24 protein-coding genes and 1 pseudogene are annotated in these 21,676 nt (G+C 64.6%); 13 read left to right on the plus strand and 12 right to left on the minus strand.

The annotated features are described in order from the left end of the window. The first annotated feature begins 76 nt into the window (after positions 1–76). The 4 genes from OK015_RS08615 (at position 77) to OK015_RS08630 (ending at position 2,666) form a co-directional block, all read left to right on the plus strand. Positions 77–1,459, plus strand: coding sequence for an OFA family MFS transporter (locus OK015_RS08615; protein WP_326498525.1), 1,383 nt, complete (start codon positions 77–79; stop codon positions 1,457–1,459). Further along, on the plus strand, positions 1,456–1,593 hold the full coding sequence (locus tag OK015_RS08620) for an MFS transporter small subunit (protein WP_268130728.1): 138 nt from the start codon (positions 1,456–1,458) through the stop codon (positions 1,591–1,593). Before OK015_RS08615 ends, OK015_RS08620 begins: the two co-directional genes overlap by 4 nt. A gap of 291 nt (positions 1,594–1,884) precedes the next feature. Next, the gene (locus tag OK015_RS08625) at positions 1,885–2,313 is read left to right on the plus strand and encodes a pyridoxamine 5'-phosphate oxidase family protein (protein ID WP_268130730.1); all 429 of its coding nucleotides are present in this window, start codon (positions 1,885–1,887) and stop codon (positions 2,311–2,313) included. A 128-nt stretch (positions 2,314–2,441) separates the two neighbouring features. Beyond that, positions 2,442–2,666, plus strand: a complete 225-nt coding sequence (locus tag OK015_RS08630; RefSeq protein ID WP_268130731.1) for a deoxyribodipyrimidine photolyase — start codon at positions 2,442–2,444, stop codon at positions 2,664–2,666. A gap of 43 nt (positions 2,667–2,709) precedes the next feature. On the opposite strand, the gene OK015_RS08635 is transcribed toward OK015_RS08630, so the two are convergent. Both OK015_RS08635 and OK015_RS08640 read right to left on the minus strand, forming a co-directional pair. Beyond that, complete coding sequence (locus OK015_RS08635; RefSeq protein ID WP_268130732.1) at positions 2,710–3,396, minus strand: PAS and ANTAR domain-containing protein; 687 nt, start codon at positions 3,394–3,396, stop codon at positions 2,710–2,712. A gap of 250 nt (positions 3,397–3,646) precedes the next feature. Further along, positions 3,647–4,096, minus strand: coding sequence for an Hsp20/alpha crystallin family protein (locus OK015_RS08640; protein ID WP_268132550.1), 450 nt, complete (start codon positions 4,094–4,096; stop codon positions 3,647–3,649). Between the two features lie 143 nt (positions 4,097–4,239). Here OK015_RS08640 and OK015_RS08645 point away from each other — a divergent pair, with 143 nt between their 5' ends. Further along, a complete protein-coding gene (locus OK015_RS08645; protein ID WP_268130733.1) occupies positions 4,240–4,596 on the plus strand; it encodes a MerR family transcriptional regulator in 357 nt (118 codons plus the stop codon). Here the strand turns inward: OK015_RS08645 and OK015_RS08650 are convergent. The 4 genes and pseudogenes from OK015_RS08650 to OK015_RS08665 form a co-directional block, all read right to left on the minus strand. Beyond that, positions 4,593–6,053: an aminotransferase class I/II-fold pyridoxal phosphate-dependent enzyme gene (locus tag OK015_RS08650; RefSeq protein WP_268130735.1), complete on the minus strand. Its 1,461-nt coding sequence runs from the start codon at positions 6,051–6,053 to the stop codon at positions 4,593–4,595. The two genes, OK015_RS08645 and OK015_RS08650, sit on opposite strands and share 4 nt — an antisense overlap. A 45-nt stretch (positions 6,054–6,098) precedes the next feature. Next, positions 6,099–6,416 carry a hypothetical protein gene (locus OK015_RS08655; RefSeq protein ID WP_442791280.1) on the minus strand — a complete coding sequence of 106 codons (318 nt, stop codon included), beginning with the start codon at positions 6,414–6,416 and terminating at the stop codon, positions 6,099–6,101. A 139-nt stretch (positions 6,417–6,555) separates the two neighbouring features. Next, a pseudogene (locus OK015_RS08660) lies at positions 6,556–6,858 on the minus strand (NAD(P)/FAD-dependent oxidoreductase); the annotation flags it as partial. Between the two features lie 96 nt (positions 6,859–6,954). Beyond that, complete coding sequence (locus OK015_RS08665) at positions 6,955–8,112, minus strand: NAD(P)/FAD-dependent oxidoreductase (protein WP_268130738.1); 1,158 nt, start codon at positions 8,110–8,112, stop codon at positions 6,955–6,957. Between the two features lie 218 nt (positions 8,113–8,330). On the opposite strand from OK015_RS08665, the gene glgX reads away from it, so the two are divergent. Together glgX and OK015_RS08675 are read left to right on the plus strand one after the other, a co-directional pair. Continuing rightward, a complete protein-coding gene (glgX, locus tag OK015_RS08670) occupies positions 8,331–10,502 on the plus strand; it encodes a glycogen debranching protein GlgX (RefSeq protein WP_268130740.1) in 2,172 nt (723 codons plus the stop codon). A 350-nt stretch (positions 10,503–10,852) separates the two neighbouring features. Then, positions 10,853–11,623: an SDR family oxidoreductase gene (locus OK015_RS08675; protein ID WP_268132552.1), complete on the plus strand. Its 771-nt coding sequence runs from the start codon at positions 10,853–10,855 to the stop codon at positions 11,621–11,623. Here the strand turns inward: OK015_RS08675 and OK015_RS08680 are convergent. The 4 genes from OK015_RS08680 to OK015_RS08695 all read right to left on the minus strand — a co-directional run bounded on the left by OK015_RS08680 (position 11,609) and on the right by OK015_RS08695 (position 14,778). Continuing rightward, entirely contained in the window at positions 11,609–12,580 is a 972-nt protein-coding gene (locus OK015_RS08680; protein ID WP_268130742.1) for an aldo/keto reductase, read from the minus strand. The two genes, OK015_RS08675 and OK015_RS08680, sit on opposite strands and share 15 nt — an antisense overlap. Positions 12,581–12,618: 38 nt before the next feature. Next, positions 12,619–13,617: a sensor domain-containing protein gene (locus OK015_RS08685; RefSeq protein WP_268130745.1), complete on the minus strand. Its 999-nt coding sequence runs from the start codon at positions 13,615–13,617 to the stop codon at positions 12,619–12,621. A 118-nt stretch (positions 13,618–13,735) separates the two neighbouring features. Further along, on the minus strand, positions 13,736–14,191 hold the full coding sequence (locus tag OK015_RS08690; protein WP_268130747.1) for a lipocalin-like domain-containing protein: 456 nt from the start codon (positions 14,189–14,191) through the stop codon (positions 13,736–13,738). After that, positions 14,188–14,778, minus strand: coding sequence for a TetR/AcrR family transcriptional regulator (locus OK015_RS08695; protein ID WP_268130749.1), 591 nt, complete (start codon positions 14,776–14,778; stop codon positions 14,188–14,190). Before OK015_RS08695 ends, OK015_RS08690 begins: the two co-directional genes overlap by 4 nt. Positions 14,779–14,876: 98 nt before the next feature. Between OK015_RS08695 and OK015_RS08700 the strand changes: the two genes are divergently transcribed. The 4 genes from OK015_RS08700 (at position 14,877) to OK015_RS08715 (ending at position 18,360) form a co-directional block, all read left to right on the plus strand. Continuing rightward, entirely contained in the window at positions 14,877–15,710 is an 834-nt protein-coding gene (locus OK015_RS08700) for an enoyl-CoA hydratase/isomerase family protein (protein ID WP_268130751.1), read from the plus strand. A gap of 2 nt (positions 15,711–15,712) precedes the next feature. After that, entirely contained in the window at positions 15,713–16,960 is a 1,248-nt protein-coding gene (locus tag OK015_RS08705; protein WP_268130753.1) for a CaiB/BaiF CoA transferase family protein, read from the plus strand. A 96-nt stretch (positions 16,961–17,056) separates the two neighbouring features. Continuing rightward, complete coding sequence (locus OK015_RS08710) at positions 17,057–17,617, plus strand: hemerythrin domain-containing protein (RefSeq protein WP_268130754.1); 561 nt, start codon at positions 17,057–17,059, stop codon at positions 17,615–17,617. 77 nt (positions 17,618–17,694) lie between these two features. Continuing rightward, complete coding sequence (locus OK015_RS08715) at positions 17,695–18,360, plus strand: UdgX family uracil-DNA binding protein (protein WP_268130755.1); 666 nt, start codon at positions 17,695–17,697, stop codon at positions 18,358–18,360. 22 nt (positions 18,361–18,382) lie between these two features. Here OK015_RS08715 and OK015_RS08720 read toward each other — a convergent pair whose 3' ends face one another. Together OK015_RS08720 and OK015_RS08725 are read right to left on the minus strand one after the other, a co-directional pair. Then, entirely contained in the window at positions 18,383–20,176 is a 1,794-nt protein-coding gene (locus tag OK015_RS08720) for a thiamine pyrophosphate-requiring protein (RefSeq protein WP_268130756.1), read from the minus strand. A gap of 118 nt (positions 20,177–20,294) precedes the next feature. Beyond that, the gene (locus OK015_RS08725; RefSeq protein WP_268130757.1) at positions 20,295–20,699 is read right to left on the minus strand and encodes a hypothetical protein; all 405 of its coding nucleotides are present in this window, start codon (positions 20,697–20,699) and stop codon (positions 20,295–20,297) included. Between the two features lie 263 nt (positions 20,700–20,962). Here OK015_RS08725 and mbp1 point away from each other — a divergent pair, with 263 nt between their 5' ends. Together mbp1 and OK015_RS08735 are read left to right on the plus strand one after the other, a co-directional pair. Beyond that, entirely contained in the window at positions 20,963–21,199 is a 237-nt protein-coding gene (gene mbp1, locus OK015_RS08730) for a microaggregate-binding protein 1 (RefSeq protein ID WP_268130758.1), read from the plus strand. A 131-nt stretch (positions 21,200–21,330) separates the two neighbouring features. Then, a complete protein-coding gene (locus OK015_RS08735) occupies positions 21,331–21,639 on the plus strand; it encodes a DUF3349 domain-containing protein (protein WP_268130759.1) in 309 nt (102 codons plus the stop codon). Positions 21,640–21,676: the final 37 nt, after the last annotated feature.

Raw genomic sequence — 21,676 nt, forward strand, 5'->3', positions numbered from 1 at the left:
GTGCTTGCCAATTGGTCACGGATGAGACACCGACGAGCGTTCTGATGCGTCAGGAGCCCGCTGTGAAAAGAGGACAATGTTGTCTGCTGGAGTGCTGTCACGTGATCGAATCGTTGCTAGCCCTGGGTGGAGCAGATGGCTTGTCCCCCCTGCGGCGCTCTCGATACACCTTGCGATCGGTAGCGTCTATTCCTGGAGCGTGTTCAAGCTCCCATTGCACGAAACATTAAAGGCATCAGGGCTTTTGAGTGCCATTCCGTTCACGTTAGGCATCGTCATGCTGGGCCTGTCGGCCGCTGTCTTCGGCACGGCGGTCGAACGACGGGGGCCTCGTTGGGCGATGTTCGTGGCGACGTCGTGCTTTTGCGGAGGTTTGCTCGTCGCTGCCGTGGCGGCCGAGATCGGCCAGATGTGGCTGATCATCCTCGGTTACGGCGTCCTCGGCGGTATCGGCCTCGGAATCGGTTACATCTCACCGGTTTCCACCTTGATGAAATGGTTTCCCGACCGGCCGGGCATGGCGACCGGCTTCGCGATCATGGGCTTTGGCGGTGGCGCGCTGATCGCCTCTCCGTGGTCGTCGCAGCTGATGAAATGGTTCGGCACCGACCGGCACGGGCTGGCCGCGACCTTCCTGGTCATGGGGGCGGTCTACGCCGTCTTCATGTCGATGGGAGTCTTCCTTGTTCGGCTGCCGCCGCCGGGGTGGGAGCCACCCGTCGTCAGGGTGGCCGCGTCGAAGGTGCCGCACGCCGCGGGGCCCGACCGCACCGCCAATGAGGCGATCAAGACGCCGCAGTTCTGGTTGCTGTGGATAGTGCTGTGCTTCAACGTCACTGCGGGAATAGGCATCCTGGAACGGGCCGCACCCATCTACCGCGATTACTTTCCCCGCGCGGCTTCTCCCGCGGCGTTGACGGCGGCCGCGGCGGGATTCGTCGCAATGTTATCGTTGGCAAACTCGTTGGGGCGCATACTGTGGTCCACAGCCTCGGATGCGGCCGGCCGCAAGAACATGTACCGGCTCTATCTAGGCTTAGGGTCGGTGCTCTACGTCGTCTTGATCGTCGCGCAAAACGCGAGCAAGCCGCTGTTCCTGGTGGTGTGCATCCTGCTGTTGTCCTTCTACGGAGCGGGATTCGCGACTGCGCCGGCCTACCTGCGCGACCTGTTCGGCTACCTCGAAGTCGGGGCCATCCACGGCAGGTTGCTCACGGCGTGGTCGACCGCGGGTGTGCTCGGACCGGTCATTGTCAATGCGATCGCCGACAATCGCATCGCCGCCCATGTGGTGGGCCCGGAGCGTTACCGATGGTCATTCGTGATCATGGTGATCCTGTTGCTGATCGGCGTGCTCTGTAATGAGCTGATTCGTACTCCGCGGCCGCCCAGTTTCATTGTCACATCGGTAGATACGCGAAAGCCGGCGGCCGTGAGTTTTGGCGAGGAGGGACAATGACCGAACGATCGATCGAGGCGACCTCGCGACGGGTCTGGCCGCTGGGCATCGTCAGCTGGGTGTGGGTCGGAGTGCCCTTCGTCTACGGCCTCTATGAGCTGGTCGTGAAGATTCCCGCGCTGTTTACGACTTAACGCGTGAGGGCTTGCGGTCGCCAGGCGCATAGCGGGTATCGATGCTGTCGTGCAGGCGCTGAGCCAGCAGCGAGGCCGCATACTTATCGGTGACGACCTCCATCGCGGCTGTGGCCGCCGAGCAGGTTCTGGTGTTTTTCGAAGCAGCCCAGCCAGTTTCGCCGTCGACGGCGGGCGTGTCCCGCCCGAATCCGGCCGGGAACAGGCCTGGATCGCCGGCAGCGGAGGCTGACCGGACGGGCAAACGGAGCGCACGGGAATAGCCGGTGTGGCCGGCGCGTTCACCCGGCCATGACTGCTTTCAGCGTGCCCCAGCGTGAAGAGTTCCTCGCAGCACTGCATGTCGGTGTGTTGTCCGTGGCTGCCGAGGACGGTCGGCCGCCGGCAAGTGTCCCGATTTGGTACGACTACGTTCCTGGCGGAAACGTGCGAATTAACACCGGCGCGTCGTCTCGCAAGGCCAAACTCATCGAGCGGGCCGGCGTGGTGACGCTCGTCGTCCAGCGCGAGGAGCCGCCGTACCAATATGTGGTCGTCGAGGGCACGGTCGTCGAGACCACCAAGCCCGCCCCGATCGAGGTGCGGGAGGAGATCGCCATCCGCTACCTCGGTGAAGAAGGCGGACGCGCCTTCGTCCGCAGCCTTGAGGGGCAAGAAAGCGTGCTTTTCACCATCCGGCCCGACCGCTGGATCACCGCTGATTTCTCCGGGGAACTCTAGGCGCGATTAGACGGTGTTTCGCCGACGGTTGCGGGTGTAAAAGTCGCCATTCTCGGATTGCGAATTCCGGTTTGGCGCGCCCTCGCGAGGGTATTCGGTAACGACTTCTCGCGAGGAAAGGACCTGACATGTTGCACTCGGTGATTTTGGCTAGTTCGGATCCAGTTGCGGCGGGATTCATTCTGCGTGGGATCAAGGGAATTTTTGTCGCCATCGGCAGCGTGATCGCGGCGATTATCTGTGGTCTGATTGCCGCAACAAAAGGCCGCAACCCGCTAGGATGGGGAATTCTCGGATTGTTCTTCTCCATCCTCACTCTGATCGTCGTTATCGTCATTCCGAGCAAAAAGTAATGCGTAGTCGACTTCGCATGCCCTGAAAGGCGACGCTGTCCGCTTACGCTTCTTGCGCAATATTCGAGCGGACGCGTTGGCGCGCGGTGAGCAGAAGGTGGTCAAACTCCGATTGCGCAATGAGCCGTGGACCGTCGGCGCGGAAGTCGTCGCAGATCTGTTCTGCCAGCAGCCGCAACTTCACGTTGGCCTCCTGGGACAGCCACTTGAGCAGGTCGAATGCCGCGTCGTCGTCGATGCCATAGACCACCATCAACATGCCCTTGGCCTGCTCGATGCTGGCTCGCTGTTCGGTGATCTCGGCCAGCTTCGCCGTGACGAGGTCTTCGCGCTCCTGGTTGGACAGTGGAGTCACGTCGACGTAGAACCCGTGCGTTCCGATCACGGCGCCCCGGTCGTCATGCAGCTGGTCACCGACCACGACCACATGACGCACCTGTTCGCCGGTATCGATGATCCGGTGGCGGGTACTGAACGCCTCGTGGGTATTGAGGATCTGATCGATGGTGGCGGCGACCTGCCCGCGATCCTCGGGGTGTTTGTGTGAGAGGACCAGTTCGGTCGTCGGGGTTACGCTGCCGGGCTCATATCCGTGCAGCCGTTGCACCTGTTCGGACCACTCCCAGCGCTGGTCGGCAAAGTAGAACCGGAACCAACCCGCCCGATGCGGCGCACCGCCGGCCAGAGCTTGTTCGACATCGGCCGATTGGCCGTTGAGGTCCCAATTCATAGCGGACTTCGTCTCCTCGGGTTCAGTTCACCGGACGTGACCGACGACCGTCGCGAGCCCCACATCGAAACTGCGGACGCGAAGACTCGGAAAGGGCGGCGGTCGACCTTGGTGGCGCTGACTGTTCAACGCCGAGGACGGTTTCAAATATGTCATAACAGTAGGCGCCGGTATGCGACTGGCGGAGCGCGGCGGCGGTTGTGAACGTTCGGATGCCGATTACCGCCGCCGCCTGCGCCCCATCGTTCGATCAGGCGTCTATCACCTCCCGCGCTGCTGCGTTGTCGTGGACGGCCGTGCGTCCGTCGCTGCGGCCGATCGTAATCTTGCGCGGCTTGGCTCTCTCGGCAACCGGGATGCGAAGGCGCAGAACTCCTTCGGTATAGGAAGCCTCGATTTTCTCGGTGTCGAGGTTCTCGCCCAGCACTAGTTGTCGACTGAACACCCCGCGCGGACGTTCGGTGGCTAACATCTCCCGGTCGGGGTCGACGGCCGGACGTTCGGCCCGCACGGTCACCACATTGCGTTCGATGTCGATGTCCAACGAGTCGGCGTTGATGCCGGGAAGGTCGAACTCGACGACGAATTCTTCGCCCTCGCGCCATGCGTCCATCGGCATCACGGCCGGGCGGGCGGCCGTGCCCAGTACCTGTTGTGCGAAACGGTCCAGGTCACGGAAAGGGTCGGTACGCATCAGCATTGCGGTCATCTCTCACTCCAATCTGTCGCCGCAAGACCTGATTTATCTATGCCGTGTGGCATAGGTTTTATATATCACGGTCGACACAGCAGTGCAAGTATGATAAATAAGTTTTCTGTGCGAGCAAAGCGAGGAGGTGCTCGATGGTCGACCTTCCGGACGGGTCCAGTACGCCAGCATCCGACCATGGCGTGTACGGCATCTCGGTCGCTGCGGAACTTTCCGGCGTGGCTGTGCAGTCGCTGCGCCTCTACGAGCGCTACGGCCTGCTCACGCCGTCGCGCAGCGATGGGGGAACCCGTCGCTACAGTGCCGACGACTTGGCCCGGCTGCGCCGCATCAGCGCGCTCGTTGCTGCCGGGGTCAACCTGGCCGGTATCGCCCGCATCCTCGACCTCGAAGACGACAATGCGGAACTGTTCGCTGCGAACACCGATCTTCGCTCCACGAACCGCACGTTGCGCAACGCCGCGAAATCCAAACGCGACGGTGCGACCTAGGCGACCACCCGGAACTGTTGCGCGGTCTTATCCGCTGGATCGGGAAGCGTCATGCCCGCTTCGACGCCCGAGCGTAGGTAGTCGATCACGCCGTCGTTGAGACGCTCGCCCGGTACGACGGCCGGGATGCCCGGTGGATAGGGGGTGATCTGCTCGGCCGCGATCCGGCCGGCGGCCTGGGCTGCGGGCACCATCTCGGTCGGCCCGAAGAACGCGTCACGCGGCAGGCAGACGGTCTCTAGTTGCAACTCCTCCGGCGCGGGCAACCGGATAGCCGGCTGCTCCTCGAAAGTCGTTGCGGCTTTGCGCCATTGCGTCATCGCATCCACCAACCGGTCCGCGGTGTACTCGGTGTCGGCGAACGACATGGTAGCCAGCACCCGTCGGTGGTCGCTGAGACCCAGATCGAGGTGGCAGTTCTCGCGCAGCCAGTCCGCGGTCTGGTACCCCGATGTTGCGGTGCCCGAGACATCCATCAGGATTTGCGTCGTATCGAGGTCGCACGACGCCTCGGCGCCGAGCAATTCGTCCTCGAGCACCCTCAAGTCCGGAATCTCCGCGAGGCGACCCCGCAGATCGCGGGCGAGATCGAGTTCGGCGCTGAGCAGGTCGTGTCCGCGCTCGACCATCTGGCGTCGCCAACCATCAAGGGCCGCATAGAGCATCACGTTCGGGCTGGTTGTCATCAGCAGGTCGGCGCACGCCGACAACCGCGTCGGGTCGACAAGGCCGCCCCGCAGGTGAAAAACGGACCCCTGCTCGAACCCCGCGCCCATCTTGTGGACGCTGACCACGCAGATGTCAGCGCCGGCATCCATCGCCCACGTCGGCAAGTCTTCGTGGAACGGAAGATGGGCGCCCCACGCCTCGTCGACGATCAGCGGTTTGTTGCGCTCATGGCAGACGTCGGCGATGGCCGCGATATCGGCACAGGTGCCGTACGGGCTGGGGCTCACGATCAGGGCCCCGGCCGCGTCGGGGTGTTTCTCCCATGCGGCGCGCACCTGTTCCGGCGACGGCGGATGGGAGAAGTGGTGTTCGCTGTCCCATCGCGGAACAATCCATCTGGGCCGCACCCCCGAGAAGATCAAGCCCGCGACGATGGATTTGTGGCTGTCGCGGGCGACCAGCAGCCCGCCGTCCGTCCCGCCGGCGACGGCCATCATCGCGGCCTTCACCGATAGCGAGCTGCCGCAGGTGGAAAAGAAGGCGGTCTCGGCGCCCACGGCGTCGGCCATCAACTCCTCGGCCCGCTCCAGAAGCTTCCCGCGTGTCCTTCGGTCGTCGAGGCCGCCGGTGGCCAGCACGTCGGCGCGAAACGGCTCCTTGCCCAACACCGCCAGCACGCGCTCGTCGGCGCCATTGCCCTGCCGGTGTCCCGGCGGGGTGAAGCCGTAGCGGTTGCTGCGGTGATAGTCGGCCAGCGCGTCGAGCAAGGGTGCCTGCGACTGATCCATAAGTGATCGGTTACCCCCGGCTGCCAGTGTCAATCGGCGATCGGTTCACCGCTCGACGTCGAAGAACGAGTCACCGTCTTCCGGTGTGCCGTCGATTTGGCCGCGCACCCGACCGTGCTCGCTCGGATCGATGCGGTCCAGGTCGTCTTCGTCGACAACCTCGAGTGCGCCCCCCTCGTCGGAGTCGTGCGCCTGCCTGGACGGTTCGTCGTTGCGTGAGTTGTCGGGCGTCTCCGCCGCCAGCTTCTCGTCGAGGGACTCGTGGTCCTCCGCCTCGATCCAGCGGTCGGGCGGATCTACCACCTCGTCGCCGTCGTCGTTGCGAACCTCGTCGGAGTCCAGACTTTCGGACTGGTCCAGCATGTTGTCGTCGTTGATGTCGCTTTCCACGACGGCCGATTGCCCCTCATCGCGCGGCGCTAAACAGCGCCTCAGTTGATCTTCGGGTTGTCGTCGCTGGGCGGGCGGGAACTGGCCGTCCTCCTGCGGGGACGATCCGATCGTGGCCGGGGCTCGCAGCCACATTGTGCGCCAGCAGTTCCCCCGACGGGTCGCGTGTTGTGCGGTGGGCGGCGTGATCTTTACTGGTTGGTCGGGGGCCGGGGCCGCATCGCCTGCCGCGAGACGCCGAAGTGCGCGGGCACCTGCAGGTCGGTCCGCACTTTGAGCCGGCCCTTTTGGTGGGCAGACCCAGCTGTTGGATCGGCGGTGCACCGGTTACACCTGTTACCCAGGCGATCATGTGCGTGTCGGTGTGCGAATCATCGCTGAGCACAACATGATCGGCCGTGTGCTTTCGGCGAAGGATATGAGCGCGGCGGAATCCGGTGAACCCGCTTTCGACGATGACGATCGAGGTCATCAACCCGAGTGTCGGACGAGCCGGGCCGGTCTTCGGTCGCTAGCCGTCGATCGGAAAGGGCGGCGGCCGGCGTTCGGCGATGAGCCGCTCACCGAGTTCGTAGTCGTCATCCGCGTTGTAGGTGAGGACCCCGACAACCGCATCGCCCGACGCATACCAGACCGTGAACCCGTCGGCATGGTCGCGTAGCCGGCTACGTTCGTAGCCGTCTCCCCAAGCATGGTATTTCAGGGTGGCATCGCCCACCGAAGTCCAAAATCCCGGCACACCAACCCATCTGGCGGGTGACTGCGCCGCGCATGCGCCTGCGATCGCTCCCTGGTCGGTCGCGTCCTGCCAGTGTTCGGTCGCCAGGTGGCGTTCCGCGACCTCGTGCCGCGCCAGCGCGACATCACCAGCGGCGTAGACGTCGGGTGCCGAGGTACCCATATCGGAGCCGACGACGATGCGGGAGTCACGAATCTGCAGACCCGCCTCGGAAGCGAGGCGACTCCGCGGCGCGACACCCGTCGCGGCGAGCACAAGATCGCAGTCGATGGTGACACCGTTGTCCAGTCGCACCCCGGCATCGGTGATCTCTTCCACCGCCACCCCGCCGACGTGGCGAGCTCCCGCGTCGGTCACCAGATCACGCAGACGGGCGGCGGCCTCGGTTCCGAGCCGCTTCTCCTGCGGAAGCTCTTCGGGGGCAACCAAAGTCACCGGTATGCCGCGTATTGCCAGCGAAGCGGCCGCCTCGCAGCCGATGAAGCCCGAGCCGATCACCACCGCGGAAGTCGCTCTGCCCGCGGCGTGGCGCAGCGCGGTGGCCTCGGCAAAGGAGCGCAGCAGCAGGGCCCGGTGCCCACCGGGAATCGATGGGGCCGTCGGCGCCGCGCCGCACGCCAAGATCAGTGTGTCGAACGAATGGCGCTCATCGCCGACGTAAAGGGCGTGTTCGCGCAGATCCAACCGGTCGACTGTCGCGCCGCGACTGAGTTCGACATTCCGGTCGTCAAACCACTGCGCGTCGTGCAACGCGACGTCATCGGTCTGGCCGCGCAGATACTCCTTGCTCAACGGTGGTCGTGCGTAAGGAAGGTCGACGTCGGCTGTGAGGATCCGCACCGGTAGGTGGGCGTTGTGTTCGCGAAAAGACTCCGCCGCGGCCATCCCGGCCGGGCCGCTACCCACCACGATCAATCCCGACTCGGTCACTACGGCGTGATACCCGCGGTCGGCGGACTAAACCGCGGCCGCGTCGTTTCGACGACGGCGAGTCGGGTAACTGCCCTCCATCCTCGTGCGTTGCCGCTCGACCGGGCCGCATACGGCTGCGAGATCTTGCCGGCTTCGATTGGTCCCGAAATGGCAAGTGCGTCAGTGCATTTCGAACTGTTGTTTGGACGTCGTTTCGCTCGGGTATCAAGTGCGCCATGACCAGAGCAGATGTGGCCAGAGCAGACGCGCCTGCTCCGACACCCACCGGTGAACTGTGGCCGGGCAAGCCGTACCCGCTCGGCGCCACCTACGACGGTGCGGGCACCAATTTCGCGCTGTTCAGCGAGGTAGCCGAGTGGGTGGAGCTGTGCCTGTTCGACGCCGACGGCGCCGAGACGCGGATCACTCTGCCCGAGGTCGACTACTACGTCTGGCATGGCTATATTCCGGCGATCGAACCCGGTCAGCGTTACGGGTATCGCGTCCACGGCCCGTACGAGCCCGCCGAGGGGCTGCGCTGCAACCCGAGCAAGCTGCTGCTGGACCCGTATTCGAAGGCCATCGACGGCACGTTCGACTGGAACCAGTCGCTGTTCAGCTACAACTTCGGCGAACCCGATAGCCGCAATGACGACGACTCCGCGGCGAGCATGCCCAAGTCCGTGGTGATCAACCCGTACTTCGACTGGGGCAACGACCGCCCGCCTAGTCACGAATATGCCGACACGGTCATCTACGAGGCGCACGTCAAGGGTCTGACCCAGACCCATCCCGACATCCCCGAGCAGATCCGCGGTACCTACGGCGCCGTGGCGCACCCGGCGATCATCGACCACCTCAAGAGCCTGGGCGTCACCGCGATCGAGCTGATGCCGGTGCACCACTTCGCCAATGACGCCACCCTGATCGAGCGGGGTCTGTCGAATTACTGGGGCTACAACACGATTGGGTTTTTTGCGCCCGACTTCAAGTACTACGGTGGCGCCTCCCCGGGCGGGCAGGTGCAGGAGTTCAAGGCGATGGTGCGCGCCCTGCACGAAGCGGACATCGAGGTGATTCTCGATGTCGTCTACAACCACACCGCCGAGGGCAACCACCTGGGCCCCACGTTGTCGATGCGTGGCATCGACAACGCCGCGTACTACCGGCTGGTCGACGACGACAAGCAGTACTACATGGACTACACGGGCACCGGGAACAGCCTCAACGTCGGCCATCCGCACTCGCTGCAGCTCATCATGGACTCGCTGCGCTACTGGGTGACCGAAATGCACGTCGACGGCTTCCGCTTCGACCTGGCTTCCACGCTTGCCCGCGAGTTCTACGACGTCGACAAACTGTCGACATTCTTCGAACTCGTGCAACAAGATCCGACTGTCAGCCAGGTCAAGCTCATTGCCGAACCGTGGGACGTCGGACCGGGCGGCTACCAGGTGGGCAATTTCCCGCCGCAGTGGACCGAGTGGAACGGCAAATACCGCGACACCGTCCGGGACTTCTGGCGGGGCGAGCCGGCTACTCTCGACGAGTTCGCCTACCGGCTGTCCGGATCGGCCGACCTGTACGAGCACACCGGGCGCCGGCCGGTGGCATCGATCAACTTCGTCATCGCTCACGACGGGTTCACCCTGCGTGATCTGGTGTCCTACAACGAGAAACACAACGAGGCCAACGGCGAGGACAACAACGACGGCGAGAGCCACAACCGATCCTGGAACTGCGGCGCCGAAGGCCCGACCGATGACGCAGGCATCAACGAATTGCGCGCCCGTCAGGAGCGCAATTTCCTCACCACGCTGTTGCTCTCGCAGGGCGTCCCGATGATCTGCCACGGCGACGAACTCGGCCGCACCCAGCAAGGCAATAACAACGGGTACTGCCAGGACAGCGAGCTCACCTGGATCGACTGGTCGGCTGCCGACACCGGCCTGCTGGAATTCACCCGCGCGGTGTCGGCGCTGCGCGCCAATCACCCGGTGTTCCGCAGGCGGCGATTCTTTTCCGGCAAGCCGGTAGGCCGCCGCGGCCAGGACGGCCTACCCGATATCGCATGGTTCGCCCCGGACGGGGATGAGATGACCGACGAGGACTGGGGCGCGAGCTTCGCCAAGTCCGTCGCGGTGTTCCTCAACGGGCACGGCATCTCCCACCGCGATGCCCGGGGTCAACGGCTTCTCGACGACTCCTTCCTGCTCTGTTTCAACGCCCACCATGAACCGATTGAATTCACGCTTCCCCCAAAAGAATTCGGTGCTGCATGGAACCTCGTGGTGTACACCGGACCGGAGGAGACGACGCCGGCGGATGAAGTGCCCGGCGGCGGCACGCTCACCGTGGAAGCACATACGGCCGTGGTGTTGCAGGCTTTGCCCGCCACCGAGGCCTGACGCGCGACGGTTGACGCTCGGGTGACACCCGGCTAGTGCGGCCAAGCCGCTGGTGGCCTTCGCGGCCTAATTTGTTCGACCCGGTGGGACGGTTGGGCGTCTCCCGCGGTCGACAAGCTCCGGGGAGCAGGTTGCGTGGGTCTCGCTGTTCGTACCGTCGCCCGATTTGCGGCCGAGCGATCCTGCGGCGGTCACGCGGAGCGTGATCGTGGTTCACTTCCTAAGGCGCCCATCATGTTTGGCGTCACGCCCAACCGAAAATCCGCCCTTCGGTTACATGCCCCGCACTTGATGGATACGCTGTTCCTGCAGCGGGCTCGTTACAGGAGAGGGCAAATATGTCAAGGACAGTGGTGGTTGGTGCATCGAGCGGGCTCGGGCGCTGCATTGGAATCGGGCTGGCGCAGCGCGGCGATCAGGTGGCGCTGCTGGCCCGCCGGCGCGAGCGCCTCGAGACCGCCGCGAAGGAGGCCGGGCCCGGCGCGGTCGCCGTCGAGTGCGACATCACCGACGAGGCCTCGTGTCGATCGGCCATCGAGAAGACCGCTGACGCGCTCGGTGGCATCGACAACCTGGTCTTTACGCCCGCGATCAGCCCGCTGGTTCGCTTGGTCGACACCGATGCCGCAACGTGGCGCCGGATCTTCGACACCAATGTCATCGGGGCGTCGCTGGTGACGTCGGCAGCGATACCGCACTTGACCGCGTCCGCGGGCAAGGCGGTCTACCTGTCCTCCGACGCGGGTCCCTACGGGCCGTCTTGGCAGGGGCTGGGCGCTTACGGCGTCAGCAAGGCCGCCCTCGAGCGACTGGTCGACGCGTGGCGCGCCGAACACCCCGACGTCGGCTTCACCAACCTCATCGTGGGGGAGTGCGCCGGCGGCGAGGGCGAGGCAGCAACCGGCATGAACGCCGGGTGGGATATGGACCTGGCCATGCAGGCGGTCCCGGTGTGGGTGTCGGATCGCTGCATGCCCGGCAAGCTGATGCCCATCGAGGACCTGATCGGAGTCGTGCACACGATCCTGAGCACTAACGCATCGACCTCGATGCCGATCGTCATCGCCAGGGGCGCCCCCGCCGGCACCCCGGCACTGGCCCCCGCATCAGCGACGCCCTAGCTTCTCCCGCGCCAGGTCGGTGAGGAAGCGAACGGGTGACACCGGCCGGAACGCCAGCGCCGCCTCGGTGAGCGCGTCACGGGAAGCGGTGGGCAACTCGAGGTCGCCCGCGGCCACGTTGAACTCGAGCTGTTCGACGCTGGACGCGCCGGGGATGGCGACCACGCCCGGATAGCTGATCAGCCACGCCAGCGCCACCTGCGCCGGCTTGGCGTCGACTTCCTTGGCGACGTCGCGCAACAGCTGCAGCAATGGCTCGAGACGGCGCAGGTTCTCGGTACCGAACAGTGAATTTATCGCGCGGACGCCGCCGGGACGATTGTCGACGCTGTACTTGCCGCCCAGCAGTCCCTGTTCCAGTGGGCTGTAGGCGATCACGACGCGGTTCTCTCGTTCGGCGAATGGGACCAGGTTCTTGAGCGCTTTCGGAAAGGCGAGCGAGAAGTGGACCTGATTGCTGATGACCGGACGCCCCAGCGCGGCATCGGCTTTCTGCCACCGCTCAAGTGAATAGTTCGAGACGCCGGCCGCGCCGATGTCGCCGCTGTCGAGGAGGTCACGCATTCCCGGCATGATCACCGAATCGGGAACCAGCGGGTTGGACTGGTGGATTTGGTAGAGCGGGATGCGATCCAGCTGCAGCCGCCGCGCACTGGCGCGTTCGCGCTGCTTGATCACCGCAGGAAAGGGTGCGACCGGCATGATCTTGCTGGCCACCGCAACCTTGGCGCGCTCGTCGCCGAGTGCCTCGCCGAGGATACGCTCGCTTTTGCCCAGCCCGTACACCTCGGCGGTATCGAACAACGTCACGCCCAGAGCGCGAGCGCGTTGCACGATGTCACGGGCGGCGCCGGCGGCGTACTCGTCGCCGTAGCCCCATTCGCGTGAGCCGAACTGCCAGGTGCCCAAGCCGATCCGGCTGACCTGTCCCACTCCGTCGACATCGAGGTATTTCATGAGCTCACGGTACTGGGCCGGGCGATCACGCGTGACGGTCAGGCGGGGATCTTGTTGAGGATGTAATTCGCGATGCTCACCGCCGTTTGCCGAGGGCCGCTGGCATCGGTCGTGCCGAGGCTGACGACGTACAGGTCGACCACGATGTTGGCCTTGGCCGCCGCCGCCCGAACAAACCTCACTTTCAGGCCCTTGGGCGCCAGATCCATCGTGGTGATGCCGTTGCCGGCGTCGGCGGGAGGGCTAAGCGACAACGTGTACGTCGGGCCGCCCCGGCCGGTCAGTGTCACGGGTGCCCCGCCGCAGTCGCGCCATCCGTCGATCAGCTTCGCGACTTGTGATTGCGCGGTGGGCGGATCGCGAAACGCCATGACCGCTTGGATGATCTGAATCGACTTCAGGAAGGTTTGCGTATCGGAGAATTCCTCCGAGCGGTACCGGAGGATGGCGTCGAGGGTGTAGGCCTCGGGAGCCCCCGGGGTCATGCTGCCCCAGCACTGCGGACGGTCGATGGTCGCGACCTGATCGCTTTTGGCGGGACGGTCCCAGCTCTCGCCGGCCTCCAGGTTCTGGTCGTTGGTAATGCTTTTGAGGGCATCCAGCGTCGGCAGCAGCTTGATCACGTCGTCCGGCGCCACCGCGGGTGCCGGCGGTGACTCGCTGGTGGTGACGGGTGCGGCGGTGGTCGCCGGCGCCGCGGCTTGGTTGGTCCGAGAGACCGCACCCAGCATGTTCAGCGTGGTCCACCCGGTCAGCGCGACGACGGTGAGCGTGATGAACGCATACGACATCGACAACCCAATGAGCGCGCGGTCACGTCCGAGCTCACCGGTGCGGCGAATCTGCGCGAGGCCGAGATGTCCGAGAACCGCACCGACGGGGGCGCACACGAACGCGAACACCAGCGACAACGTCGCGAAGCTGTTGACGGGCGGGCGATGCGGCGGCGGTGGTGCGGGTGGAAAAACAGCCGGCCCCGCGGGCGGTCCCGCCGGCGGGCCGGCGTAGGGGACGCGGCCAAGCGGATCGTAGCTCAATGGCTGGGGGCTAAAGGGACCGTGTCCGAACGGATCCTGAGGGTTCGTCTCGGCCTCCTTGGTCTGGGATCCTGCCCAGACTGTAGTACCGGCACCTCCGCGATCGGTAGTTTCGCCGTCAGGTGCGCCGCCACACCAGTTTGGCGTAACGGGGCACGCCATTGATCATCATCGGTTCGGGAGGGCCGAGTACCAGGCACGAGTCCTGCAAATGGGCGGTGCGGTATTGGATGCCACCGATCCAGTTGGGCAGCAAGCTGACTTCGACGTGGTGGGCGATCAGGCCGTCGTCAACGACGGAGAATGGGCCGCTATAGCTAAGATATCCACCGGCTGCCGCGGCGAGTTCGTTGTCGTGGGCGTGGTGCGGATCATCGCGGTCGAACGGTGTTCGGTCGGCGCGCATCAGCTGGGCCGACATGTAACCGTCCTGGGTGTACATGATGATGCCGCGGGCATCAACACCCAGCGGGTAGGTCACATCGGACCCGTCCAGGGCAGTGCTTTCGTACGATTGCAGGGTCCACGCGCCAATCAGGTTGGTGCGCAATTCATTTACTGTTGTCGATGTCATTGGACGGGTGTCCCTTCTGCGGCGGCGGCGCTGGCGGTGAGTTCGGCGGTGGCCGCATCGAATGGCTCGGGGCTGCGCAGCACCCGACTGAGGATGAGCGCGCCTTCCATCGCGGTGACGGCATTGAGGGCGAGCCGCCCGGCCCGGCTTTCGGGTATGCCCTTTTCGGCAAGACGAGCGGCCAGCGTCGCGATGATGTCCTGGAAGCCGCGCCGGGCGGTGTCGCTGAGCTGAGCTGAAGCCGGGGTGGCTTCGATGACGATGGGGGCGACGGCGCAGCCTGCGCGGTAGCCGCTGGCGATGAGTTCGTCGCGAGAACGGCCGATGAACGCCGCGATCAGTTCGGCCGCGGTACCGGTGGTGCCCGCGGCCCGGTTGATGTGGGCGATGGCGTCCGCGGCATGTATCAGCGCTACCTCGGTGGCGAGTTCTTCTTTACCGCGGGGGAAGTGGAAGTACAGCGACCCCCGGGGCGCCGAGCTCTCCGCGACGACGTCGGACAGCGCGGTGCCGAAGTATCCGTGCTCGCGGAAGAGCCGGCGGGCTGCCGCGATCATCCGGTCCTTGCTGTCACTTCGCTTTGGCATGTCGCCCATCATACATAGTCCTTGACTAAGTATTCGAAGAAGTTCTAGCTTAGTGCCCATCAATAAGTATGACGACCGATATAGTTATGGGGATTTCGATGACCGAGCAGACCCTGGATCAGCCGGTCGGCGCGATACCGCCGGTGAGCGCGCCGGACCGGGATTCGTCGCCGGTCGCGCGCGAGATGGACGGCCGCGTCGCCGTGCTCACGATGCAGCACGCCCCGCACAACTTTTTGAGTACCGCCCTGTTCGATGCGTTGCTCGATGGAGTCCGCTGGGCGGCCGAACGACGAGCACGTGCGGTGCTGCTGCGCAGTAGCCTGCGCAATTTCTGCGCCGGGGCCGACGTCGCGTTGTTCGAGAGCGCCGAGAGCGGCGAGGCCCCCGGCCTGGACGTCGTGGCGCTGCTGCGGGAATTCGACGCGCTACCCATTCCGATCGTCGCCGCCGTCCACGGCGTATGCCTCGGCGGTGGCCTGGAACTGGCGCTGGCTTGCGACCTGATCGTCGCCGGCGAGTCGGCCAAGATCGGCAGCGTCGAGGCTTCGATAGGGCTGAACCCATTGATGGGGGGCATTCAACGCGTCACCGAGCGCGCGGGCGCGGCGCGCGCCAAGGAGATGGCGCTGCTCGCCCGCCGCTATGACGCCCGCACGCTGGAACGATGGAACGTCATCAACCGCGTCGTCGCCGACGATCAACTTGCCGCGGTCACCAGTACGCTCGCCCATGAGCTTGCCAACGGGCCGACGATCGCGCATACGTCCACCAAAGCTATTGTCTCTCACACGGTTTCGCATGGGGTATCGGCGACCGATGAAGCGATGCGGGAATTGCAATCCGGCATTTGGAAATCCGAAGACTTGAAGATCGGGCTGGCGTCGCTAGCCACCGAAGGTCCCGGCGCGGCGCGATTCGTGGGACGGTGATCATGACTTCGAAGCAAGGGGAGCCACTCGAAGGCGTCCGGGTCATCGATTTCACGCGGGTGCTGGCTGGTCCGCACTGCACCAAGCACCTGCTCGACTTGGGTGCCGAAGTGATCAAAATCGAACCGCCCCGCGGGGATATCAGTCGCTTCGCGTTTCCTCGTCGCGACGGGATCAGCGGTTACTACGCTCAACAGAACGCGGGCAAACGCAACCTGAGCATCGACCTCAACGTGCCCGAGGCCCGTGACGCGGTGTTGCGGCTGTGCGATACCGCCGACGTCATCGTCGAGAACTTCCGCCCCGGCGCGCTGGCGTCATTCGGCTTGGACTATCAGTCGGTGGCCGCGCGCAATCCCGCAGTCGTCTACGCGTCCATCAGCGGATACGGGCAGAGCGGACCGTGGCGAACGCGCATGGCGTATGCGCCCACCGTACAAGCCGAAGTCGGCTTCACTCAGAACACATTGCAGCAGTTCGGTGTTGAGGGTGCTGATCGCCGGTCGGATTCGCTGTCGCACGGCGACGTGTACGCCGGGTTACACGCCACGATCGCGGTATTGGCGGCCCTGCAACACCGCCGGGTCACCGGCGAGGGCCGATACATCGACGTGGCGATGGCCGCGGTGCTGACGTCGCTCAACGAGCGTGTGCATTACGACCTCTCGGACGTCGATCTCGGCGCCGAGACGCCGATCCTGGGTGCCACCGATTGCGGGTTCTTCACCAGTCCTGAAGGACACCAATTCGTTACCCCGATGAGTCTGGTAGGGAGCATGAGCTTCCCGTTCTACCTGCACGCGATGCGGCGCCCCGACCTCGCCGACGACCCGCGGTTCCGCACCCCCGAGCTGCGCCGCCTCCACCTCCAGGCGTTGCACGCGATTGTGCAGACCTGGATCTACACTTTCGATTCCATGGACTCGCTCGACGCGCAGTTCGATGAGGCCAAGATCGCCACCGGTCAACTGCGCGGCATCGCCGAGTTCAGCGAAACCGAGTGGGCCAACAGCTGGGGCGTCACCCGCGAGGTCTCCGACCGTCACGGCGGCAGCATCACGATTCCCGCGCCACCCTGGCACTTCAGCGGGCACGCCGGCCCTCTGGCCACCCAGGTGCCCGCACACCAGGGCGAGCACAACGACGAGATTCTCAAAGAGATCGGCCTGACCGCCGACGAGATCGAGACTCTGGCGAAAGCCGGGGCGCTCGTTGAACCTGCACGTGAGACCGCAGGGGTGGTCGTCTGAAGCCGCACCATGTTTGGTGAGCATGTCGATGGGTAGCCGAGTGGGAGCGCGCAAACCAGCCCGCGCGCTTCCATCGAACGAATTGGGGAGGACTCCATGGCTCAGGCCGCCATCACGTCGCCCACCGATGTGGTCGACTTTCTTTCCAACCAGCACGAGCAGATCGAGTCGCTGTTCGCGAAAACGCTTGCGTCATCCGGCGACTCGCGCGAAACGGCTTTCGTCGACCTGCGTCGACTGCTCGCCGTGCACGAAACCGTCGAAGAGGAAATCGTTCACCCACGAGCCAAGCGCAAGATCGCTAACGGCACCGCCGTGGTGGGCCAACGTCTTGAGGAAGAGCACGAAGCCAAGACGGTTCTGCAGAAGCTGGAGAAACTCGACGTCGACAGCGCCGAGTTCACCCGGCTGCTGACCGAGCTCCGCGATGCCGTACTTGAGCACGCCGCAAAAGAGGAGAAGGACGAATTCGCCAGGCTGGGTCAGGAATTGAGCAACCACGAGCTCGAAAGCATGGGTCGCGCCGCCAAGCTCGCCGAGGCGATCGCGCCCACTCGCCCACACGCGGGAGTTGAGTCGCAGGTGGCGAATCTGGTTGCCGGCCCGTTCGCCGCGATGCTGGACCGGGCTCGCGATGCCATCGTCGGCAAAGGCTAGCGCGTCCGCAGGGGTACGCCCGGGGGCATGATGTCCCTGGGTGACCTCTCGCATTGGGGAGCTTGCCGGATGAGACCATGACCGCCACCAAGACCAGCGCAGCGCGCTACCTACCCGAAGACCGATCGCTTGATTCGCTGGCAGCGGCGGCCGGTAAGTGTCGAGGCTGCTTGCTTTTTGCGGACGCGACTCAAACAGTCTTTGGTCATGGTCGGGCGAAAGCGCCGATCATGCTGGTGGGTGAGCAGCCGGGGGACCAAGAGGATCGGGCCGGTCTGCCGTTTGTCGGCCCGGCCGGCAGATTGCTCGCCCGGGCATTGGAGGACGCCGAGATCGATCCGGCGTCGACGTATCAGACCAACGCCGTCAAGCACTTCAAGTTCACCCGTAAGGGTGGCAAACGGCGGATACACCAGAAGCCGGGCCGCACCGAAGTCGTCGCATGCCGGCCCTGGCTCATCGCCGAGATCGAGGCGGTACGGCCGCAGGTGATCGTGTGCCTCGGTGCGACCGCAGCGCAATCGCTTCTGGGGGTGGCATTTCGGGTGTCCAGCCAGCGTGGCAAGACTCTCCGGCTACCCTCGGAGATGGGCGTGCACGTGACGCCTGAGCCTGTCGTGGTGGCGACCGTTCACCCGTCGGCGGTGCTGCGTGATCGCAGTGACCGGCACGACGACGCCTACACGGCGTTCGTCGCCGATCTGCACACCGCCCGGTCTGTTCGTGCGGCTTCCGCCCGCTAGGCCGGGGTAGTAACGGCGGCGATCAATTGTTCTTGTGCGGCAAGAACTCCTGGGCTTTGGCCTTCAGGCCCGCCTTGATGAATCCAGCGCGGTCTTCGTCGCCGGCTAACACGGCGGCGGTGGTGGCCTTGAACTGCTCCCACGTGGCGTGCGGCGGTATGGGCGGCATGTCGGGGTCGGTGTAGACATCCAACACGGTGGGACGGTCGGAGGACAAAGCCTCGCGCCAGGCTTGCGCGAGTTCCTCGGGATCCTGGACGGCCAACGCCTTGAGCCCCAGGGCCGAGGCGAACCCGGCGTAATCGACATCGGGAAGTGACTGGGATTCCTCAAATTTCGGCGCCCCTCCCATGGCTCGCATTTCCCAAGTCACCTGGTTCAGGTCGTTGTTGTGCAAGATGGCCACAATGAGGCGCGGATCGTCCCATTCCTGCCAGTATCGTTTGATCGTGATCAGTTCGGCCATGCCGTTCATCTGCATGGCACCGTCACCGGCGAAGGCGATGACCGGCCGTTGCGGATGGGCGAATTTGGCGCCGATCGCGTAGGGAACGGCCGGACCCATTGTCGCCAGGGTTCCCGACAGCGACCCGCGAATGTTGCCGTGGAACTTGAGATTCCGCGCGTACCAGTTGGCCGCAGAGCCGGAATCCGCCGTCACGATCGCGTTCTCGGGCAGTTGCTGGGAGAGCTCGGAGAACAGGCGCAGCGGATTGATCGGGTGGGCGCTGACCATCGCCTCCTTGTCCATCGTTTCCCACCAACGCGCGACGTTCTTCTCGATGCGCTCCCGCCACGACCTGTCCTGCTTTCGGCGCAGGAGGGGAATCAGTGCTTGCAGTGCGGCTTTGGCGTCGGCGACCACGTTGACCTCATACGGGTAGCGCATCCCGATCAGCTTGCCGTCGATGTCAATCTGGACCGCTCGACACTGCCCGAACTCCGGCAGGAACTGGCTATAAGGGAAGCTGGACCCGACGGTCAGCAGCGTGTCGCAGTCGCGCATCAACTCATAGCTCGGCCGTGTCCCCAGCAATCCGATAGACCCTGTGACCCAGGGTAATTCGTCAGACAGCACGTCCTTGCCCAGCAGCGCCTTGGCGGCTCCGGCGCCGAGCAGGTCGGCGACTTCGGTCACCTCAGCACGTGCCCCGCGTGCGCCGGTACCCACCAGCAGGGCAACCTTTTTGCCGTCATTGAGAATTTCGGCCGCACGGGCGATCGCCGCATCGTCGGGGGCGATGGTCGGCCACTCGATGCCCAAACTCGACGGCACCATCTTGAAGGCGTGCGTAGGCGCGGAATATGGCAGCTCTTGCACGTCGGCCGGAATGATCAATGCGGTCGGGGTGCGCTGGGTCATCGCCACCCGGATGGCGCGATCGAGCACATTGGGTAATTGCTCTGGGACGGAGACCATTTGGATGTAATCGCTGGCGACGTCTTTGAACAGACTCAGGAGGTCCACCTCCTGCTGGTAGGACCCACCCATGGCGCTGCGGTTGGTCTGCCCGACGATTGCCACAACCGGTACGTGATCGAGTTTCGCGTCATAGAGGCCGTTGAGCAGGTGGATCGCGCCAGGCCCCGATGTGCCTATACATACTCCGACGCGACCGGTGAACTTCGCATAACCGACTGCCTGGAAGGCGCTCATCTCCTCATGGCGTGCCTGAATGAATCTGGGCTGGTTGTCCGCACGACCCCATGCGGCGAGGATCCCGTTGATGCCGTCCCCTGGATACCCGAAAACATAGCGAACGTCCCAGGCCCGCAGACGCTCCAGCAGGTAATCGCCGACCTCGTTCTTCGACACTGAATTCCCTCCCTAGCCGAACAGTTCGATGTTTCCGGTTGCCCAGATGTTGTGATACCGCGAATCGTTTCCGCGCAAGAACTTTCACGCCGGTAAGTGATCCGCGCGTTGGCTCCGTTCAGTGTGTGGTGCCACCCACCGTCGCAGCGTTGCCGGCGTTATCGGATGTCGAAGATTCCAGCCACGTCGCGACATCGGGGCCGAGACTGCTTGCTCGGCAAGCTGATGGTCGGCGGGTACGCGTCGCTGAACCCGCGTCGGCCGTGTTAGCCACATCGACGACGACGTCGGCGCTTTCCATTGCCCGGGGAACTCCCTGCCCGGCGATCAGGTCGGTGCCGTCGGCACGCGAGTTCTCCGCCCTCGCGACACCGCGGCCCCGCGAGCTGGCGGTGACGCGATACCCGGCCGTGCCGGTGGCCCCCATGACAGCGATCCTGGTCGTGATCGCACCTGCTTCCTGCTGCTTACCGGCCCGAAACGCTCGCCGGGAAAAATAGGTACCCAGGAACAGCCATTGCAAACCGGCAAGGTACACACGCGTCCGCGTGAGTTCAGGGCGCATTGCGCCCGGATCGTGGTGATGCGAAAGATTAGCTCCGTTGACCAGGCGGAAGGGATCGGATGGTGCAGCGGAAGTTTGACCGCGCGCACGGTGGGAAGCCGATGAATTGCGGACGGCTTGGTCCACGCGGCAGGCGATCTGTCGAACTCAAGCCTGTTGGGGCCAATTCGACTCGCAATCAAGGGTGCAAGCTCAACAACACCGAGAGGGAGGATCGAGTAATGGGCGAGAACAAGAGCGGCGCGGAAGAAGCGGTTTCGGGAGCCGTCGAGGGCATCAAGGGCAAAGCCAAAGAGGTTGGCGGAACGCTGGCTGGTCGCGACGACTTGGTCGAAGAGGGCAAAGCCCAGCAGGATAAGGCCGATGCCGAGCGCGATGCAGCCAAGAAGGAAGCCGAAGCCGAGGCCGCACGTGGTGGCGCTAGGGCCGCCGAAGAGCGCCAGAAGCAGCACCAATAACTCCCTAGGCGCGGACGGGCCGGTCCGATGTGGTGCCGGCCTTTCCGTGCTCCAGGTTTCAGATGCCGACGCCGGGCTATTCCCAGTAGGAACTGTCGACGTACAGCACCGGCGGAATTAGCGAGGTAGTGATGGGCCTGGGCGATCGGGCTTCGCGGGTCGTGGCGTTCTTGCGCGCCGGCTATCCCACCTGGGCACCCGCGCTGAGCTATATCCCGCTGTTAGCGCTGTTGCCGCGTCGAGTTACCGATGAAGAGATCAGAGCGATCGTGCGCCGGTTCAGGCTTCGTCAGAGTCATCCGATCGACAACGCCGACATCGGTGTGGAGATCGCTCGGCTGACTCACGAGATGCCCTCCTTGGATGACATCGAGCGCGTCCAACACCGGCTGGCCGCGAGCGAACAGCCGGGCAGTCACTCGGATCCGTGCGGCAAGTAGCCGTTCTCTCCGGCTCGCGCATCCCTCGCAATTTCCG

Origin of the sequence: Mycobacterium sp. Aquia_216 (genome assembly GCF_026723865.1) — a bacterium.
Taxonomy (GTDB): Bacteria; Actinomycetota; Actinomycetes; order Mycobacteriales; family Mycobacteriaceae; genus Mycobacterium.